The sequence below is a fragment of the Moorella humiferrea genome, from assembly GCF_039233145.1.
In the GTDB taxonomy this organism is placed as follows: domain Bacteria; phylum Bacillota; class DSM-521; order Neomoorellales; family Neomoorellaceae; genus Neomoorella; species Neomoorella humiferrea.
In genome coordinates this window covers 1,960,038-1,975,585 of the sequence record NZ_CP136419.1, presented here as the reverse complement: position 1 = coordinate 1,975,585, position 15,548 = coordinate 1,960,038, and the positions used below count along the sequence as shown (strand labels likewise).

The window sequence follows — 15,548 nt, the reverse complement described above, 5'->3', positions numbered from 1 at the left end:
GTGATGCATTTATGGGTAAGAAAAAAACAGATCCGGAATCCCTGGCCCTAAAATTGGAAGTGGCCGCTGAGCTGGGCCTGCTGGATAAAATAAAAAAAGAGGGCTGGGGGGCCTTGAGCGCGGCGGAAAGCGGCAGGATAGGAGGTATGCTGGCGAGGATGAAGATGGGTTCTGCTTATATGGCCACGTTGGCGGGCCAACCGGCCATCAGGGATACTGTTGACGACGATACGGACGCCGGCAGCCCTTGAGCCTGGACGTGGACGATTACTTTATCGCTGATTAAGAGGAGGGTAACCTTGAGTTTAAACTGGCGGCCGTTGACCTTGACGGTGCGGCCGTCGATCATTGCGGGGACAAGGGCCGGGTTTAAATGGCGCACGTCCTGACCCTTCAAGGGAGCCAGAATGTCTTGCACCTCCTGGCTGAGGGCCTGGGTGAGGGCGCGTCCTTCCACTGCCGGAGGCCTGTCGCCGCTGAAAATTATAACTGGTTCGATGGCAACAATGGCCAAGCGGCTTTCCCGGTCCAGATTTTCTTTTAACTGGACCAGCTCTTCATTGGCCGCCACCAGACGCTGTTCCAATTCCGAACGGGCCAGGTGAAGTTGCTCTTGCTGGCGGGCCATGAGGAGGTTGGTCAGGCCGGCACCCAGGAGAAGCCCTAATATAAAAAGAGCCAGATAACGCATTACTTACCTCCGGCCAGGTTGTGAATGAGCCAGTAACCGATCTGGGCCCCGATAAAAGCGGCGATGATAAATAACACCTGCTTGACCAGCACGCGGAATTGGCCTTCCAGAAGACCCTGACCCAGGATTTCGATGGCGCTGAAGGTACCGCCCATGGCGGCGGCGATAGCCCAGATCTTTATTTCCAGGGCCAGACGGGTCATGGTCCGTAAAGGAGGTTGCCCGACGAGGACGGCAGCGAGGGAGCCGATTAAAGCGGCCCCCAGGACGACCCCCAGGGCAGTAAAAAAGATAAGTAGGAGCCTGGAGAAAAAATCATCCACCGGGATAATACCTCCGCCCTTTTTGCGGTTCAGCCCCAACAAGCCCCCTACTTTTAATTATACGGGTACGGGGGCCGGCCTATGCCGGAGCCCTACAAGAGGAATTTAGAGATGGGTGTAGAAATGACTCCCCATGAACAACTTTGTCCACCTTCACGTCCATAGTGAATACAGCCTTCTCGACGGGGCCTGCCGCATAAAGGATCTGGTCAGGGCCGCCGGGGTGATGGGGATGCCGGCTCTGGCCCTGACGGATCATGGGGTGATGTACGGAGCGGTGGATTTTTACAAGGCAGCTAGGGAGGAAGGGATTAAGCCGATTATCGGCTGCGAGGTTTATGTGGCGCCCCGTTCGCGCCATGACCGGGAACCCCATAAAGACGATTACCAGTATCATCTCGTGCTTTTGGCCGCCGATGAAAGGGGCTACCGCAACCTCACGGCCCTGGTTTCTGCCGCCTATTTAGAGGGCTTTTATTACAAACCGCGGGTGGACAGGGAGCTATTGAGCCGGCACAGCGAAGGCCTCATTGCTTTAAGCGCCTGCCTGGCTGGCGAGGTACCTGATTGGCTTTTAAAAGATCGGCCCGATAAGGCCCGGGAAGCGGCCGCCTGGCTGCGGGATGTATTCGGCCGCGAGAATTTCTATCTAGAACTCCAGGATCAAGGACTCAGGGAACAGCGGAAGATCAATGCCGGGCTCGTTGAGATAAGCCGAAGGTTGGATGTGCCCCTGGTGGCCACCAACGACGTTCACTACATTACCCGGGAACAGGCCCGCCTTCACGACGTCCTTCTCTGCATTCAAACGGGTAAGACCCTTGACGACCCCAATCGCCTGCGCTTCCCCAACGACCAATTTTACTTAAAAACGGCCGCGGAAATGGTGGACATGTTTAAAGAGGTACCTTCCGCCCTGACCAACACCCTGGCCGTTGCCGAACGGTGCAACTTTGAGTTTACCTTCGGCCGGCTGCACCTTCCTGCTTACCGGGTACCGGAGAGAGAGGACGCGGCAAGTTACCTGCGGCGTCTCTGCCATGAAGGTTTAAGCCGGCGTTACCCCAGTGATGACGGCAGGGCGAGGCAGCGCCTGGATTATGAATTGTCAATAATCGAACAGATGGGGTACCCGGGGTATTTTCTCATCGTCTGGGATATCGTCAACTTTGCCCGCCGACAGGGAATTCCCGTAGGCCCGGGCAGGGGTTCGGCTGCCGGCAGCTTAGTAGCCTATTGTCTGGGTATAACTTCCATCGATCCCCTGCGTTACAACCTCCTCTTTGAGCGTTTCCTCAACCCCGAACGGGTAAGCATGCCTGATATCGACATCGACCTCTGCTTTGAACGCCGGGATGAGGTTATCCAGTATGTACAAGAAAAATATGGCCGGGAGCACGTGGCCCAGATTATTACCTTCGGTACCATGGCCGCCAGGGGAGCCGTCAGGGATGTGGGTCGTGTTTTAGGCATGCCTTTAAGCGAAGTCGACCGCATCGCCCGGTTGATCCCCCTGGAACCGGGCATCACCCTGGAACGAGCTCTGGCCACTATGCCGGAACTGCAGGAAAGCTACGAAAAAAGCGAAGAGGTACGCGAACTCCTGGATACGGCCCGGGCGTTGGAGGGTATGCCGCGCCACGCCTCCACCCATGCCGCCGGCATTGTCATCACCCGGGAACCGCTGATTCACTACCTGCCCCTGCAGAAAAACGGCGAGGTCGTGACAACCCAGTTTCCCATGCAGGTGGTCGAAGAACTGGGTCTTTTAAAGATGGACCTTCTGGGTCTGCGTACCCTGACGGTCATCGAACGGGCCTGCCGGGCCGTTGAAGCAAACCACGGCCGCCTGATAGATCTGGACAACCTGCCCTTAGACGACCGGGATACTTACCAACTCCTTGCCAGCGGAGAAACCAGCGGGATCTTTCAACTGGAGAGCGGCGGCATGCGGGCTATATTAAGGGAACTCAAGCCGGAACGCTTTGAAGATATTATCGCCCTGGTGGCCCTTTACCGCCCCGGTCCCCTGGGAAGCGGTATGGTCGAGGATTTTATCGAGCGCAAGCACGGCCGAAAACCCATTACCTACCTCCACCCCGCCCTGGAACCTATCCTAAGGGACACCTACGGCGTCATCCTGTATCAGGAGCAGGTCATGCGCATAGCCAGCGAATTGGCCGGCTTTACCCTGGGTCAGGCCGATATTTTACGCCGGGCCATGGGCAAAAAAAAGCCGGAAGTCCTGGCCGCCCAGCGTGAGCACTTTCTTGACGGAGCCCATCGTAAAGGAATACCAGTTGAGACTGCCGCTAAAATATTTGAACTTATGGAATACTTTGCTGGCTATGGATTTAACGCCAGCCATTCGGCGGCCTATGCCATGGTGGCCTATCAAACGGCCTATCTCAAGGCCCACTACCCGGCAGAGCTTATGGGAGCCCTGCTTTCCAGCGTGGCGGAACATCTGGATAAAATGGGTCCCTATCTTGCCGAATGCCGCCGCATGGGCATCAAAGTTTTACCGCCGGACGTCAATGAATCCGGCATAGATTTCACCGTTAGCGGGGGGCACATCCGTTTCGGACTGGCGGCAGTCAAAAACGTCGGCCGTACCGCCGTAGAAGCCATCATCGCCGCCCGGGAAGCAGGTGGCTCCTTTACTTCCCTCCTGGACTTCTGTCGCCGGGTGGATTCAAGACATGCCAATAAAAGGGTGGTTGAAAGCCTTATTCGTTGCGGTGCCTTTAGCTCTTTGCATCCCAACCGGCGGCAGCTGCTAGCAGTCCTTGATGCATGTTTTGAGCTGGCGGCCCAGCGCCAGGAAGAACGCCGCAGCGGCCAGATGTCCTTGCTGGAGATGATACCGGAGGATATTGCAGGGCCCCCTATGCCGGAAATACCCGATTTTACCATGGCTGATATTCTAGCTATGGAAAAAGAACTGTTGGGTTTTTATCTAAGTGGTCATCCCCTGGAGCCCTATGCCGCAACTTTAAAACGGGCCGTGTCCCATACCCTGGCTGAATTAGCCGATTTATCCGACGGCAGCCAGGTGGTCGTCGGCGGCCTGGTCGGCGGAATGCGTAGACTTATAACACGCAACGGGGAAACCATGGCCGTACTCAACCTGGAGGATTTCGGCGGCCAGGTGGAGGTCGTTCTCTTTCCCCGCCTTTACGGCAAAATCCGTACCTGGCTCGCGCCCGAGGCGGTGGTTCTAATAAAGGGCCGTATCGACAAACAGGAGGAAGGCGTCCAAATTTTGGCCGAGGAGATAAAACAGGTATCAGCCTGCCGGAGCGCCGCCCCTGAGAATAACGGCGAGGTTGGGCCGCGGTTGTACCTGAAGCTGGCGGACAAGGGACTAAGGGCGGCGCTACAGGAGGTTTTAAAGGCTTATCCCGGCGACTGCCCGGTGTACCTGTATTTAAGCAACGAAGGGCGTACTTTTATCCTCGACCGCCGCCTCTGGGTCAATCCCGTGCCGGCGCTTTTGTCCAGTTTGGCCACCCTCCTTGGTGGGCAAGATAAAGTTAAATTAGTACCAGAAAAATGATAAATTAAAGGTTTATATAAGCAGGAATATCTATCGAGGAGTGGAATTAGCTAAAAATAAGGAGAAAAGGGGGTGACAGCTATTGAGGGTAGCTGTATATCCTGGTACCTTTGACCCTATCACCAACGGACATCTGGATATTATCCGCCGGGCTGTTGAGATCTTTGATCGCGTCGTTGTCGGCGTGGCCCAAGATAATTACAAAAATACCCTGTTTTCCCTCGAAGAAAGGGTCCAACTTGTACGTGACGTGACGCGGGATTGGCCGACGGTTACGGTCAAATCTTTTTCCGGACTGCTGGTCGATTTTGCCCGGCAGGAAGGGGCTGTAGCTATCGTACGGGGTCTGCGGGCTGTATCGGATTTTGAGTATGAATTCCAAATGTCCATCATGAATAAAAAACTCGCCGGCGACCTGGAAACCGTGTTTTTAATGACGGCCACAGAATATTCCTTTATTAGTTCCAGTATCATCCGCCAGGTGGCTTCTCTGGGCGGATGTATTCGCGGCCTGGTGCCGCCGGAAGTTGAACAGGCCTTGTTAAAACGTTATGGTTTTCTATAGGCCATTTTAAATAAAGAAAAGGGGGATAAAGGAGGTGGGTTTAAAATGGAGAACAGAGAAAACGTAACTGCTGCCGATTTTATTGCCATAAAAGCCCTGGAAAATGGGGTAACTATTATCGGGTTGACCCGCGGTAAGGACACCAAGTTCCATCATTCAGAAAAACTGGATAAAGGCGAGATCATGATCGCCCAGTTCACCGAGCATACCTCGGCTATGAAAATTCGCGGACGGGCACTGGTGCTCACCAAATACGGGAGTTTGGAAGCGGGGGAGTGAGGCGGAATGTGGACGGTGATCTACATTGCGTCCAGCCGGAAGCAGGCCCTACGCCTGAAGGAAATTCTGGCGGGGGAGGGCATTATGGTCAACTTGCGGCCCATCGGCTCCTGTCAGATGGAAGAAGTAGGCGGCTACGAGCTCTTAGTTCCCGAATCGGAAGCTGAAGAAGCCAATGAAATATTAAGCACGGCCTTGATCCGCTAAAACCACAAAATCTGCCTTTTTAAGGAGGGAACTTGTTGCGGACCATAGGGGTACTGACCAGCGGCGGGGACGCTCCCGGAATGAATGCGGCCATCAGGGCGGTAGTCCGCCAGGCTGCCGCCCTTGATATGGAAGTTATCGGCATCGCCCGGGGCTATGCGGGATTAATCCAGGGCGACTTTCGCCGCTTAAACACGGGTTCGGTAGCCGACATTATCCACCGGGGCGGCACTATTCTGCTCACGGCCCGCTCGGAGGAATTTCGCACGGAAGCCGGCCGGGCTATAGCTGTGGACAACCTGCGGCGGGAAGGCATCGAAGGCCTCGTGGTTATCGGCGGTGACGGCTCCTTTCGTGGAGCCCTCCATTTAGCCCAAAAAGGCATTCAGGTTATAGGCATCCCCGGTACCATCGATAACGACATAGCGGGCACCGATTATACTATTGGCTTTGATACGGCCGTCAATACGGCCGTAGAGGCAATAAACCGCATTCGCGATACGGCGACGTCCCATGAGCGGATTTTTATAATAGAAGTTATGGGGCGCAACTCCGGCCAGATTGCCCTGGCCGCAGGAATCGCCGGCGGGGCGGAGTCCATCCTCATACCCGAGTATCCCGTTGATTACGACCGGGTGGTGGAGCGCATCGAACGGGGCCGCCACCGGGGCAAGCTCCACTCAATCATCGTGGTGGCCGAAGGTGTGGGCAGCGCCCTGGAAGTGGGCAGAGAGATCGGCAGGCGTACCAACTTGGAAAGCCGGGTGACGATTCTAGGCCATATTCAACGGGGTGGAGCGCCGACGGCCTTTGACTGCCTGCTGGCTAGCCGCCTGGGGGCCTATGCCGTAGAACTCCTGGCCGCCGGAGCGAGCGGACGCATGGTGGGCATCGCCGCCAACGAACTTGTCGACCGGGATTTAGAAAAGGTTTTACAGGAAAGGAAAACCATCGATCCTGATTTGTATCGCTTGGCGGAAGTGCTGGCACTGTAAAGAGTAAAGATTGGGGGAAAAAGATGCGTCATACCAAAATCGTCTGCACCCTAGGTCCGGCAAGTTCCCGGGTGGACGTCATCAAAAAAATGATCCAGGCCGGTATGAACGTGGCCCGCTTTAATTTTTCCCACGGCAGTCATGGCGAGCACGGGGCGCGTATGGCCGCCGTCCGCCGGGCGGCGGCGGAGCTGGGCGTCCGGGTGGCCCTGATGCTCGACAATAAAGGCCCTGAAATACGCTTGGGGGAAATCGACGGCGAGGTAACTTTGCGGGATGGCGAAGAAGTAGTCCTGACGACTGAACCCGTCGTCGGCAATGACAGGGTTCTGCCCGTAAGTTTTGCCGGCCTGCCGGGGGACGTTAACCCGGGACAGATAATACTCCTGGACGACGGTCGAATTGAACTTGAAGTTTTGGCCACATCGGCTACAGAAGTACGCTGTCTGGTCCGCCACGGGGATGTAATATCTAGCCATAAGGGGGTTAACGTTCCCGGGGTTGAAATAAGCCTTCCGGCCCTTACCGAGCAGGACATTCAGGACATTGAATTTGGGCTGGAGCAGGGAGTAGATTTTATCGCTCTTTCTTTTGTGCGGACGGCTGCCGACGTCCTGGCGGCCCGAAGAGAGCTGGAAAAACGTGGCGCCAGGGTGGCCCTCATCGCCAAGATCGAAAACCGGGCCGGGGTCAACAACCTGGAGGAAATACTCCAGGCGGCCGACGGAATTATGGTGGCCCGCGGCGACCTGGGAGTAGAAATCCCCGTAGAAGAAGTTCCCCTGGTGCAGAAAAAGATCATCGAGGCCTGCAACCGGGCGGGAAAGCCGGTTATTACGGCTACGCAGATGCTGGAATCCATGATCCATAATCCCCGCCCCACCAGGGCCGAAACCAGCGACGTGGCCAACGCCATCTTTGACGGCACTGATGCCATAATGCTTTCCGGCGAAACGGCCACCGGGCGCTATCCGGTAGAAGCGGTGGCCACCATGGCCCGCATTGCCTGTCGGGTAGAGAAAGAACTGCCCTATCGCGAACTTTTGCTAAAAAAAGGCCTGGCCGCCGAAAGAACGGCCACCGATGCCATCAGCCATGCCAGCTGTACCATCGCTTTAGAGCTCGACGCGGCGGCCATCATCACTCCCACGGCTTCAGGTTCCACGGCAAGGCGGGTAGCCAAGTACCGTCCCCAGGCCCCTATTATTGCCACCAGCCCGGACGAAAGGGTTTTAAACCAGCTCTGCCTCGTCTGGGGTGTCGAGCCCCTCCTGGTCAAGGCCACCGGCGGTACTGATGAGATGGTGAACGCCGCCGTGGCTGCGGCGGTCAACTCCGGTAAAGTCAAAAAGGGCGATCTGGTCGTCATCACCGCCGGCGTGCCCGCCGGGGTACCGGGCACGACCAATCTCCTGAAAGTACATACCGTCGGCGAAGTGCTCTAAGGGGAAGGCCTACAAGCACAAACCGGCGAATATGGAATAAAAAAGAGGAGGAGAAACCATGGCCTTGGACAAAACAATGATGGTCAAGAGATTGACGGAAGTGCTGCGCCTGGACACGGGCATTGTCGGCGTAAAGCTTTATAAAGATAGGGGAGATTTGCCCCGGCGGCCGTACAACTGGAAGGTAAACATCTGCCAGCTTGTGGCCGCCGCTCGCTACCAGGGACGGGCCGGCTCCGGAACGCCGGACCTCATGGTCTGCGCTATCGGTGCGGCCTGCACCGGCTTGATTAAAACGCCGGAACGCTTTACCAGCGGCAAGGCGCCCCTGGGTCGCTACGTGGCTGATGTTGAGGCCGGCCGGCGCTTTATGGCCAATACCTACAAGCTGGGAGATGAGGGGAAGGTATTTGACGGGATTTTTGTAGCCCCGGTGGAAGGATTTAAAGATGAACCCGATGTAGTAGTTATATATGCCAACCCGGCACAAATCATGCGATTGGTACACTGCTGCCTCCATGAAACGGGGGAACCGGTCAAAGCCGATACAGTGGCCGAAGCGGCCCTGTGTTCATCCATCGCCTTCGCCCTTAAAGAACAAAAACCGATCATCGGCTTTCCCTGCGCCGGCGACCGTACCTTCGGGGGGACGCAGAAGGACGAGCTGGTTTTCGCGGCGCCTTACGGTCTGCTGGAAACAATAGTGGAGAATATGGAAAGCCTGCTTATGGGACACGGCCAGCTGTACCCCGTCGCTCCCTTTACCAATTACACCCCCACCATGGTACCGGCCTATACCATGCAACCGGAAGATCTGGAAGAAAAATAAGTTCAATGGTCCGGGGTGTTGCGACGTAAATAAGGCTCGACAATGATGCAGTTGCCGTCCAGGCGGGCTATCTCCGGATAGGCCCGCCTTACATTTTGTTCCGGGGAACGGGCGATTATCCCGGCGATGCCCAGCTGTTCGGGAACCAGACGGTAGGCCACGATGACCGCCTTCCTGTTACCGGAAACGCCGGCATAGGCGCTGCCGCGGAGGGTGCCCATGACAAGGATATTGCCTTTTGCTTTAATGGTGGCCCCCTCATGGACGTTGCCCACCAGCACTACGTGGCCGTCATAGACCAGCTCCCGGCCGTTGCGGAGATTGCCTTCTTCCAGCAGGGTGGACAGCTCGGCGGTGTCCTGGTAAGCGTCTACTTCCCGAAGGGTTCCGCTTTTAGCGGTATGCGCCGGCTTTTTAAAAGGACGGTAGCATTCCGGTAGGGTTATGTTATTCCCCGGCACCAGACCGTGTTCCCGGCAAATGGCCTCCAGCTCTGCCGTTTCCCGGCTGCCTAAAGGAGAGGTCGGTACCAGGGCGAAGGTTGCGCCGCGGAAAAATCCCCGGGCTGCAGCGAATTTGGCGGCGAGGTTGGTGCGGAGTTCGTTGAAATCCCGGCTGGCATCAAGCAAAATCAGCAGCCCGCCGCGAGTTCCTTTAAAGGTTATACAGTCCTGGGCCATAATACCGCTCCTTTCCGGGGAAAAATCTAACTGGAAATATTCGTCTCAAACCTCCATTTTTCCTGCCGCCGGTAAAAAAGTTGCCGCTATTTGTTGCTTAAACCAAATCTGGTAGAATAAACGTGACCCTTGTCGATGTTGAAGGGGTAAAAGGTAAAATGATGAAGGTGAAATTACGACGTTATTTTTTAATTCTGTCGATGCTGTTATTATTGCCCTTGGGGGCAAGCACCGGATGGTTGCAGCCCAAATCCATCTCCCATCAGGTACGGGCGGGGCTCCTGGTTACCGCGCCGGCAAATGATGGGGGCCTTTTAGAGGCCTATGCAGCGGTTCTCAGGGAAGAAGGTTTTCCCTGGGCGGCGATGGGTGTCGCCGACCTGAACATGGCTCCCCGGGAGCTGGCGGAACGTTATCCGGCCTTGATTTTGCCGGAAGGGTTAAATCAGGTCTTACCTCCTTCCGTGCCTTTGATTTTAAACGATTACGTCCAAGCCGGCGGCAAAGTTTTACTGGTCTATGACCCCGGAACCAGGGGAGAGGGCGAAGGGCCGGCGGCTGCGGAGGCGCTCGCGGGCCTGAGCGGGGTGAATTATGCCGCCTCAACCGATACTTATGACCACGGTTTCTGGCAGTTTGTCTCTTCCGAAGCAGGGACGTCCTGGGGCATAACTCCGGGCAAGCTAGATCAAGGCAATGCTATCAGCAGCTACAGCTATGGGCGGTTACACTACCGCCATCGCCGGGCGCGCCTTTTGGATGCCCGGGTAATCGCCTTCGATGGGCAGGATGGCTATAATCCCGTCATCACCGAAAAGACTTACCCTTCCGGCGGGGCGGTGGTTTTTGTCAACGTACCCCTCGGTTATTATAAGCAGATGTCCGACGATCTGCCTTTACGCGCCATCCTCCGCACATTTCTTATCGAGTACGCCCGCCTTCCCCGCCTGGTCAACACCCCCGAAGGCAAAGGCGGTCTGGTGGTAAACTTTCATTTGGACAGCAACGCCCATATAACTCCCCTGCGGGCCATGATCCAGCGGGGCGTTTTTCGACCCGGTCTGCAATACTCCATTCACATTACCGCCGGACCCGATACCTACAAACCCGGGGACGGTTACGGCTTTGACGCCCGTTCCCCCTGGAAGGGTCGTCCCTGGGTGAAACTTCTTCAAAAATATGGCGCCATCGGTTCCCACGGCGGTTGGATTCATAATTATTTTGCGGAAAATCTGGAAAAGATGCCTCGTCAAGAGGTTTGGCGCTACCTGGCCCTCAACTGCGACACCTTAAGCAGCATTACCGGACACCCGGTATTGGAATACAGCGCTCCTGCCGGGCATCACCCAGCCTTTGTCAATGAATGGCTAAAGGAGCACGGTGTTTTAGCCTACTACAGTCCCGGTGATACCGGTTCGAGCCCCACCCGCAGCATATTTCACGGTCGGCAGGTAAGCGGGACTTTATGGTCCTTTCCCATAACACCTTACCGGCAGTATGCCGCCCTAGAAGAACTTATAGCTGCCGGCGTACCCCTGGCAGAAGTAAAGGGATGGTTCGACGAACTTCTAAATTTCGTTGAGAATGAGCACGTCATACGCTTGATCTACACCCATGCCAACAGAAGCGAATACGCCCTGGAAGCCCTTGCCTATCTAGCCGAGCGGGCGGAAAGGGATCAAGAAGGGGGCCGCCTCCTCGTCTGGCCCATGAGCCGTTTTGCGGACTTTTTAAACCGGTACGAGCAGGGGGAAGCGTCCTTCAATAGAGAATCTTACGGCTGGAGCATCAAGCTTAGAAATAAGGCCGGTCTGGCCGATATGACGGTGGCCGTTTATACCGGAGACGATCGTTACCGCGTAATCGGCCGCCATCTATCCTGGCGGCAGGAAGGGGCATGGCTGTATATCACCACTACCGCCGACATAACTGCCAACGACATCTATTTATACCGGACAAAATAATCAGGCAGGAATTTTTCCTCTCCTTGTCGAACTTTACCTTCTATCTAAAAATATATCCGCGGGCGTTAGGGAAGCCGGTGCAAATCCGGCGCGGTGCCGCCACTGTGAGGGGGAGTACCTGCTAGTGGTGCCACTGGGGTAAAACCTGGGAAGGCAGCAGGGGACGTTGAACCCGAGCCAGGAGACCTGCCCGTGAGAGTTCACCGTCAAACCACGGCCATGGTGAAGGTGAAGGAAAGGAGGGAATACCCCAGCTACGCAGGCGTGGTTGGGGTTTTTCTTTCTATTTTGTGAAGGGAGATCACTAGCGTTGCATAAAAATTTTTAGCACAGTGCAAGGCAATATATGGAAGGAAGAATATGTTATATAATAACATTAATGGTGTATACAACCATGCATTTTCTTCCTTCACTGGCCAAAGGACTTAGGTTATCAGGGGTAGTCCTTATCCACATATTGCCATATAAAGTTGCTTAAAGAACTAAGGGGTCATAAGTTACGTCGTTTAAATAATCAGCTTCGCCAGCTAAAACTTGCTTTACTAAATCCTGATAGATGCCTTCATAGTCTATCTTGTGCCGCCCATAAGACCTTCGTTTGGGTTTACGGTGCAGGCTTTGGACGAAGAAGGTAAAGGGCTCATATAGACAGGTGCGTATTAAACGTTTAATAGTGAGCAATGGTCCTTGATAGCCGGCCTTTAATTGCAGCATAACCATCAGGCAGTAGGTTATTAGCGCTATGAAGAGCTGGTTTTCTACAGCCTGTTCGCTTTTACCATAAAAATGTTTCACCTGCAGGTGTTGTTTCATCCATTTGAAGAAGAGTTCTATCTGCCAGCGCTTACGATAAATCTCGCTTAATTCTTCCGCCGGTAACTCGAAATCATTGGTGACTATAATTACCGGTTGCCCTTGGGTATCTTCGGTTGTTATCAGCCGTAAAGGGTGCTTCATTTTGGTAACTCCATCTTTGCCAAGGTAAACAAGCTGTTCCTTTTTAACCTTGCTGTCAGGGTTTACCGGCAACTCGGCGATTATTTCTACCAGAGCATTACCCTTTAAGCGGCTGGCAAAGCGGACGCCTTCTTCACAGTATCTGTCAAACTTCTTGTAATCGACATAGCCGCGGTCAAAGACGTTTAAGGCTTCTTCTTCCTCTACTACGAGGGTATCCATCTGGGTTTTATCTGCCTTCCGGGCCGGGGTGACAATTGCTTTATCAGGTAGAACCTCTTCTTCACAGAACTTTAAGCGCAGGTGGAGTTTTATCCCGCTTTTAGTCCTGCGAAACTCGGCCCAGAGGTACTGGGTAAAACAGAGACTAATGATAGTGGAATCGATGAGGTAAATACGTCCTGCGGTATTTCTTAAGTTTTCAAAGCCGATTTCCCGGCCTATCCGGGTGGTGAGATGGCTGAATAATAGCCGGATGAATTGCGGCGATAAATCCCTTAAACGGCGCGCTATCTGGGAGAAACTGATACTCTCTAAATTGATAGCCCGGCTAAATTGCGGGTCATTGAAGCTATTGCTGATATCCCGCAAGCCATTAAGTTGTTCCAGCTGAGCGAAGGCTATTAGTTTAATGAGTTGAAGGGAATTTAGCTTCTTAGCGTACTTATCGACCCCCATACCGGCGGTTAACTGCCAAAAATAGTCGTTAGAAACCGGAGCAAACAGTTGATGAAATGTGGATAATGTGGTATCCTTACCTTGCATTTGGGCCTCCTTATGTTAGAGGTTGGGGCAAGGACTACCCTCAATCTCTAGTATAAGGAGTTTTTTCTTGCAAGGCTAGGTTATTTCAGGAATTTGGCTGTTTTTTGGGCGTTATGTCCCTTGACAAGTTTATTTTTTCTTTATGCAACGCTAGTGAAGGGAGATAGGTTTTTACCATGATACCTAGAAAGATAATCAAGCGTGACGGACGGGTAGTGGATTTTGACGAGGAAAGGATTATCAATGCCATCTACAAAGCGGCCCAGGCCGTCGGCGGCCAGGACCGCCGCCTGGCCAGCCGCCTGGCCAACGAGGTGACGGCCCTCCTGGCGGAGAAATTTGTCGACAGATTGCCCACCGTCGAAGACGTCCAGGACCTGGTGGAAAAGGTTTTGATTGAAAACGGCCACGCCCGGACGGCCAAAGCCTACATCCTTTACCGGCAGCAGCACGCTGAATGGCGAGACTTTCGCCGCCTGATGGTCAACGTCCAGGAAATGGTCCAAGGCTACCTCGACGGCCAGGACTGGCGGATTAACGAAAACAGCAACATGAATTACTCCCTGCAGGGGTTGAATAACCACATTATTGCCGCCGTCAGCTCCCGTTACTGGCTGGAGAAGGTCTACCCGCCGGCCGTACGCGAGGCCCATGAAAGGGGCGACATCCACATCCACGACCTGGGGCTGCTGGCGCCCTACTGCTGCGGCTGGGACCTGGCCGATTTGCTGGAAAGCGGTTTCGCCGGCGTGGGACAAAAGGTGGAGAGCGCTCCGCCCCGGCATTTCCGAACGGCCCTGGGGCAGATAGCCAACTTCTTTTACACCCTGCAGGGGGAGGCCGCCGGCGCCCAGGCCTTTTCCAACTTCGATACTTACCTCGCCCCTTTTATCCGTTACGACGGCCTGGACTACCGGGAAGTCAAGCAGGCCCTGCAGGAATTCATCTTTAACCTCAATGTACCCACCAGGGTGGGATTCCAGACGCCCTTTGTCAACCTGACCATGGATGTGGTTGTGCCGCAGATTTTAGCTAACGAGCCGGTGATTATCGGCGGCGAGCGCAGGAAAGAATGTTACGGCGACTTCCAGCAGGAGATGGACTGGCTGAATACGGCCTTCTGCGAGGTGATGATGGAGGGAGACGCCCGGGGCCGCATTTTTACCTTCCCCATACCTACCTACAATATCACACCGGATTTTCCCTGGGAAAGCCCGGTGGTAGAAAAAATCCTGGCCATGACGGCCAAATACGGCATCCCCTACTTCGCCAATTTTATCAATTCCGATTTAAAGCCCGAAGACGTGCGGAGTATGTGCTGTCGCCTGCGTCTGGATAACCGGGAACTGAAAAAACGCGGCGGCGGCCTCTTCGGGGCCAACCCCCTGACCGGGTCGATAGGTGTAGTCACCATAAATTTGCCCCGACTGGGTTATCTTTCTAAAACGAAGGAAGAATTTTTCACCGGCCTCAAAGCGAAGATGGACCTGGCCAAAGAGAGCTTGCTTCTCAAACGCAATATCCTGGAAAAATTTACTGAGCAGGGGCTTTATCCTTATTCTCGATTCTATTTACGGCAGGTTAAAGAACGCTTCGGCAGGTACTGGGAGAACCATTTTAACACCATCGGCATTGTGGGCATGCACGAGGCCCTCTTGAACTTCATGAAGAAAGGTATCGAGACCCGCGAGGGGAGAGCTTTGGCCCTGGAGATCCTGGATTTCATGCGCTCAGTTTTGACCGCTTACCAGGAAGAAACCGGCCAACTCTTTAACCTGGAGGCCACGCCGGCGGAGGGGACGTCCTACCGTCTGGCGCGGCTGGACAAACGCAATTATCCCGATATCTTCACTTCCGGAACAGAGGAGCCGTATTATACCAATTCCACCCATCTGCCGGTCGGCTACACCGACGACGTGTTTACCGCCCTGGAGCACCAGGACGAGCTGCAGCTAAAATATACCGGAGGTACGGTCTTTCACGCCTACTTGGGGGAAAGGGTGACTGATACAGCAACCTGCCGGCGTTTTCTGCAGACGGTGATGCATAATTTCCGCCTGCCCTATTTCACTATTACGCCTACCTTCAGCATCTGCCCCGAGCATGGGTATCTTTCCGGCGAGCAGTGGACCTGCCCGGATTGCGGCCGGGAAACGGAGGTCTGGAGCCGGATCGTCGGTTATTACCGGCCGGTAAAGAACTGGAATAAAGGCAAGCAGGAGGAGTTCCGGGAGCGGCGGAGCTTTCGTCCTGTCACCGGCAGCGGCGAATAACCCAGCCGTGGAGTGG

At 54.7% G+C, this 15,548-nt stretch carries 13 protein-coding genes, 1 pseudogene and 1 riboswitch; of the genes and pseudogenes, 10 read left to right on the top strand and 4 right to left on the bottom strand.

Features of this window, described 5'->3' with window-relative positions:
• Positions 1-11 precede the first annotated feature (11 nt).
• On the top strand, positions 12-251 hold the full coding sequence (locus MHFGQ_RS10325; protein ID WP_106004153.1) for a small, acid-soluble spore protein, alpha/beta type: 240 nt from the start codon (positions 12-14) through the stop codon (positions 249-251).
• Here MHFGQ_RS10325 and MHFGQ_RS10320 read toward each other — a convergent pair.
• The gene (locus MHFGQ_RS10320) at positions 176-691 is read right to left on the bottom strand and encodes a hypothetical protein (RefSeq protein ID WP_106004154.1); all 516 of its coding nucleotides are present in this window, start codon (positions 689-691) and stop codon (positions 176-178) included. The two genes, MHFGQ_RS10325 and MHFGQ_RS10320, sit on opposite strands and share 76 nt — an antisense overlap.
• Positions 691-1,014, bottom strand: coding sequence for a YtrH family sporulation protein (locus tag MHFGQ_RS10315; protein WP_106004163.1), 324 nt, complete (start codon positions 1,012-1,014; stop codon positions 691-693). The genes MHFGQ_RS10320 and MHFGQ_RS10315 overlap by 1 nt, the downstream gene beginning before the upstream one ends.
• Positions 1,015-1,147: 133 nt before the next feature.
• Here MHFGQ_RS10315 and MHFGQ_RS10310 point away from each other — a divergent pair, with 133 nt between their 5' ends.
• The 7 genes and pseudogenes from MHFGQ_RS10310 (at position 1,148) to MHFGQ_RS10280 (ending at position 8,893) form a co-directional block, all read left to right on the top strand.
• Positions 1,148-4,573: a DNA polymerase III subunit alpha gene (locus tag MHFGQ_RS10310; RefSeq protein ID WP_106004155.1), complete on the top strand. Its 3,426-nt coding sequence runs from the start codon at positions 1,148-1,150 to the stop codon at positions 4,571-4,573.
• An 82-nt stretch (positions 4,574-4,655) separates the two neighbouring features.
• Complete coding sequence (gene coaD / locus MHFGQ_RS10305; RefSeq protein ID WP_106004156.1) at positions 4,656-5,138, top strand: pantetheine-phosphate adenylyltransferase; 483 nt, start codon at positions 4,656-4,658, stop codon at positions 5,136-5,138.
• Positions 5,139-5,183: 45 nt separating this feature from the next.
• Positions 5,184-5,417, top strand: coding sequence for a trp RNA-binding attenuation protein MtrB (mtrB, locus tag MHFGQ_RS10300; RefSeq protein WP_106004157.1), 234 nt, complete (start codon positions 5,184-5,186; stop codon positions 5,415-5,417).
• A gap of 6 nt (positions 5,418-5,423) precedes the next feature.
• Positions 5,424-5,624: a glutamate decarboxylase gene (locus MHFGQ_RS10295; RefSeq protein ID WP_106004158.1), complete on the top strand. Its 201-nt coding sequence runs from the start codon at positions 5,424-5,426 to the stop codon at positions 5,622-5,624.
• Between the two features lie 35 nt (positions 5,625-5,659).
• The gene (gene pfkA / locus MHFGQ_RS10290) at positions 5,660-6,619 is read left to right on the top strand and encodes a 6-phosphofructokinase (RefSeq protein ID WP_106004159.1); all 960 of its coding nucleotides are present in this window, start codon (positions 5,660-5,662) and stop codon (positions 6,617-6,619) included.
• 23 nt (positions 6,620-6,642) lie between these two features.
• A pseudogene (gene pyk / locus MHFGQ_RS10285) lies at positions 6,643-8,061 on the top strand (pyruvate kinase); the annotation flags it as partial.
• Positions 8,062-8,122: 61 nt separating this feature from the next.
• Entirely contained in the window at positions 8,123-8,893 is a 771-nt protein-coding gene (locus tag MHFGQ_RS10280; protein WP_106004160.1) for a DUF169 domain-containing protein, read from the top strand.
• A gap of 2 nt (positions 8,894-8,895) precedes the next feature.
• Here MHFGQ_RS10280 and minC read toward each other — a convergent pair whose 3' ends face one another.
• Positions 8,896-9,573, bottom strand: coding sequence for a septum site-determining protein MinC (minC, locus tag MHFGQ_RS10275; RefSeq protein ID WP_106004161.1), 678 nt, complete (start codon positions 9,571-9,573; stop codon positions 8,896-8,898).
• 158 nt (positions 9,574-9,731) lie between these two features.
• On the opposite strand from minC, the gene MHFGQ_RS10270 reads away from it, so the two are divergent.
• Positions 9,732-11,537 (top strand): hypothetical protein, encoded by a 1,806-nt coding sequence (locus MHFGQ_RS10270; RefSeq protein ID WP_106004164.1) that lies wholly within the window; start codon positions 9,732-9,734, stop codon positions 11,535-11,537.
• Positions 11,538-11,580: 43 nt separating this feature from the next.
• Positions 11,581-11,745, top strand: a riboswitch (cobalamin riboswitch).
• A gap of 266 nt (positions 11,746-12,011) precedes the next feature.
• On the opposite strand, the gene MHFGQ_RS10265 is transcribed toward MHFGQ_RS10270, so the two are convergent.
• Positions 12,012-13,259 carry an IS4 family transposase gene (locus tag MHFGQ_RS10265; RefSeq protein ID WP_343105502.1) on the bottom strand — a complete coding sequence of 416 codons (1,248 nt, stop codon included), beginning with the start codon at positions 13,257-13,259 and terminating at the stop codon, positions 12,012-12,014.
• 176 nt (positions 13,260-13,435) lie between these two features.
• Here MHFGQ_RS10265 and MHFGQ_RS10260 point away from each other — a divergent pair, with 176 nt between their 5' ends.
• The gene (locus MHFGQ_RS10260) at positions 13,436-15,532 is read left to right on the top strand and encodes a ribonucleoside triphosphate reductase (RefSeq protein WP_106005577.1); all 2,097 of its coding nucleotides are present in this window, start codon (positions 13,436-13,438) and stop codon (positions 15,530-15,532) included.
• Positions 15,533-15,548 lie beyond the last annotated feature (16 nt).

Coding starts and splice junctions, on each gene's coding strand:
- MHFGQ_RS10310 (WP_106004155.1), top strand. CDS start 1,148: ATGAACAACTTTGTCCACCTTCACGTCCATAGTGAATACAGCCTTCTC.
- minC (WP_106004161.1), bottom strand. CDS start 9,573: ATGGCCCAGGACTGTATAACCTTTAAAGGAACTCGCGGCGGGCTGCTG.
- MHFGQ_RS10325 (WP_106004153.1), top strand. CDS start 12: ATGGGTAAGAAAAAAACAGATCCGGAATCCCTGGCCCTAAAATTGGAA.
- MHFGQ_RS10320 (WP_106004154.1), bottom strand. CDS start 691: ATGCGTTATCTGGCTCTTTTTATATTAGGGCTTCTCCTGGGTGCCGGC.
- MHFGQ_RS10265 (WP_343105502.1), bottom strand. CDS start 13,259: ATGCAAGGTAAGGATACCACATTATCCACATTTCATCAACTGTTTGCT.
- mtrB (WP_106004157.1), top strand. CDS start 5,184: ATGGAGAACAGAGAAAACGTAACTGCTGCCGATTTTATTGCCATAAAA.
- MHFGQ_RS10270 (WP_106004164.1), top strand. CDS start 9,732: ATGATGAAGGTGAAATTACGACGTTATTTTTTAATTCTGTCGATGCTG.
- MHFGQ_RS10260 (WP_106005577.1), top strand. CDS start 13,436: ATGATACCTAGAAAGATAATCAAGCGTGACGGACGGGTAGTGGATTTT.
- MHFGQ_RS10280 (WP_106004160.1), top strand. CDS start 8,123: ATGGCCTTGGACAAAACAATGATGGTCAAGAGATTGACGGAAGTGCTG.
- MHFGQ_RS10295 (WP_106004158.1), top strand. CDS start 5,424: ATGTGGACGGTGATCTACATTGCGTCCAGCCGGAAGCAGGCCCTACGC.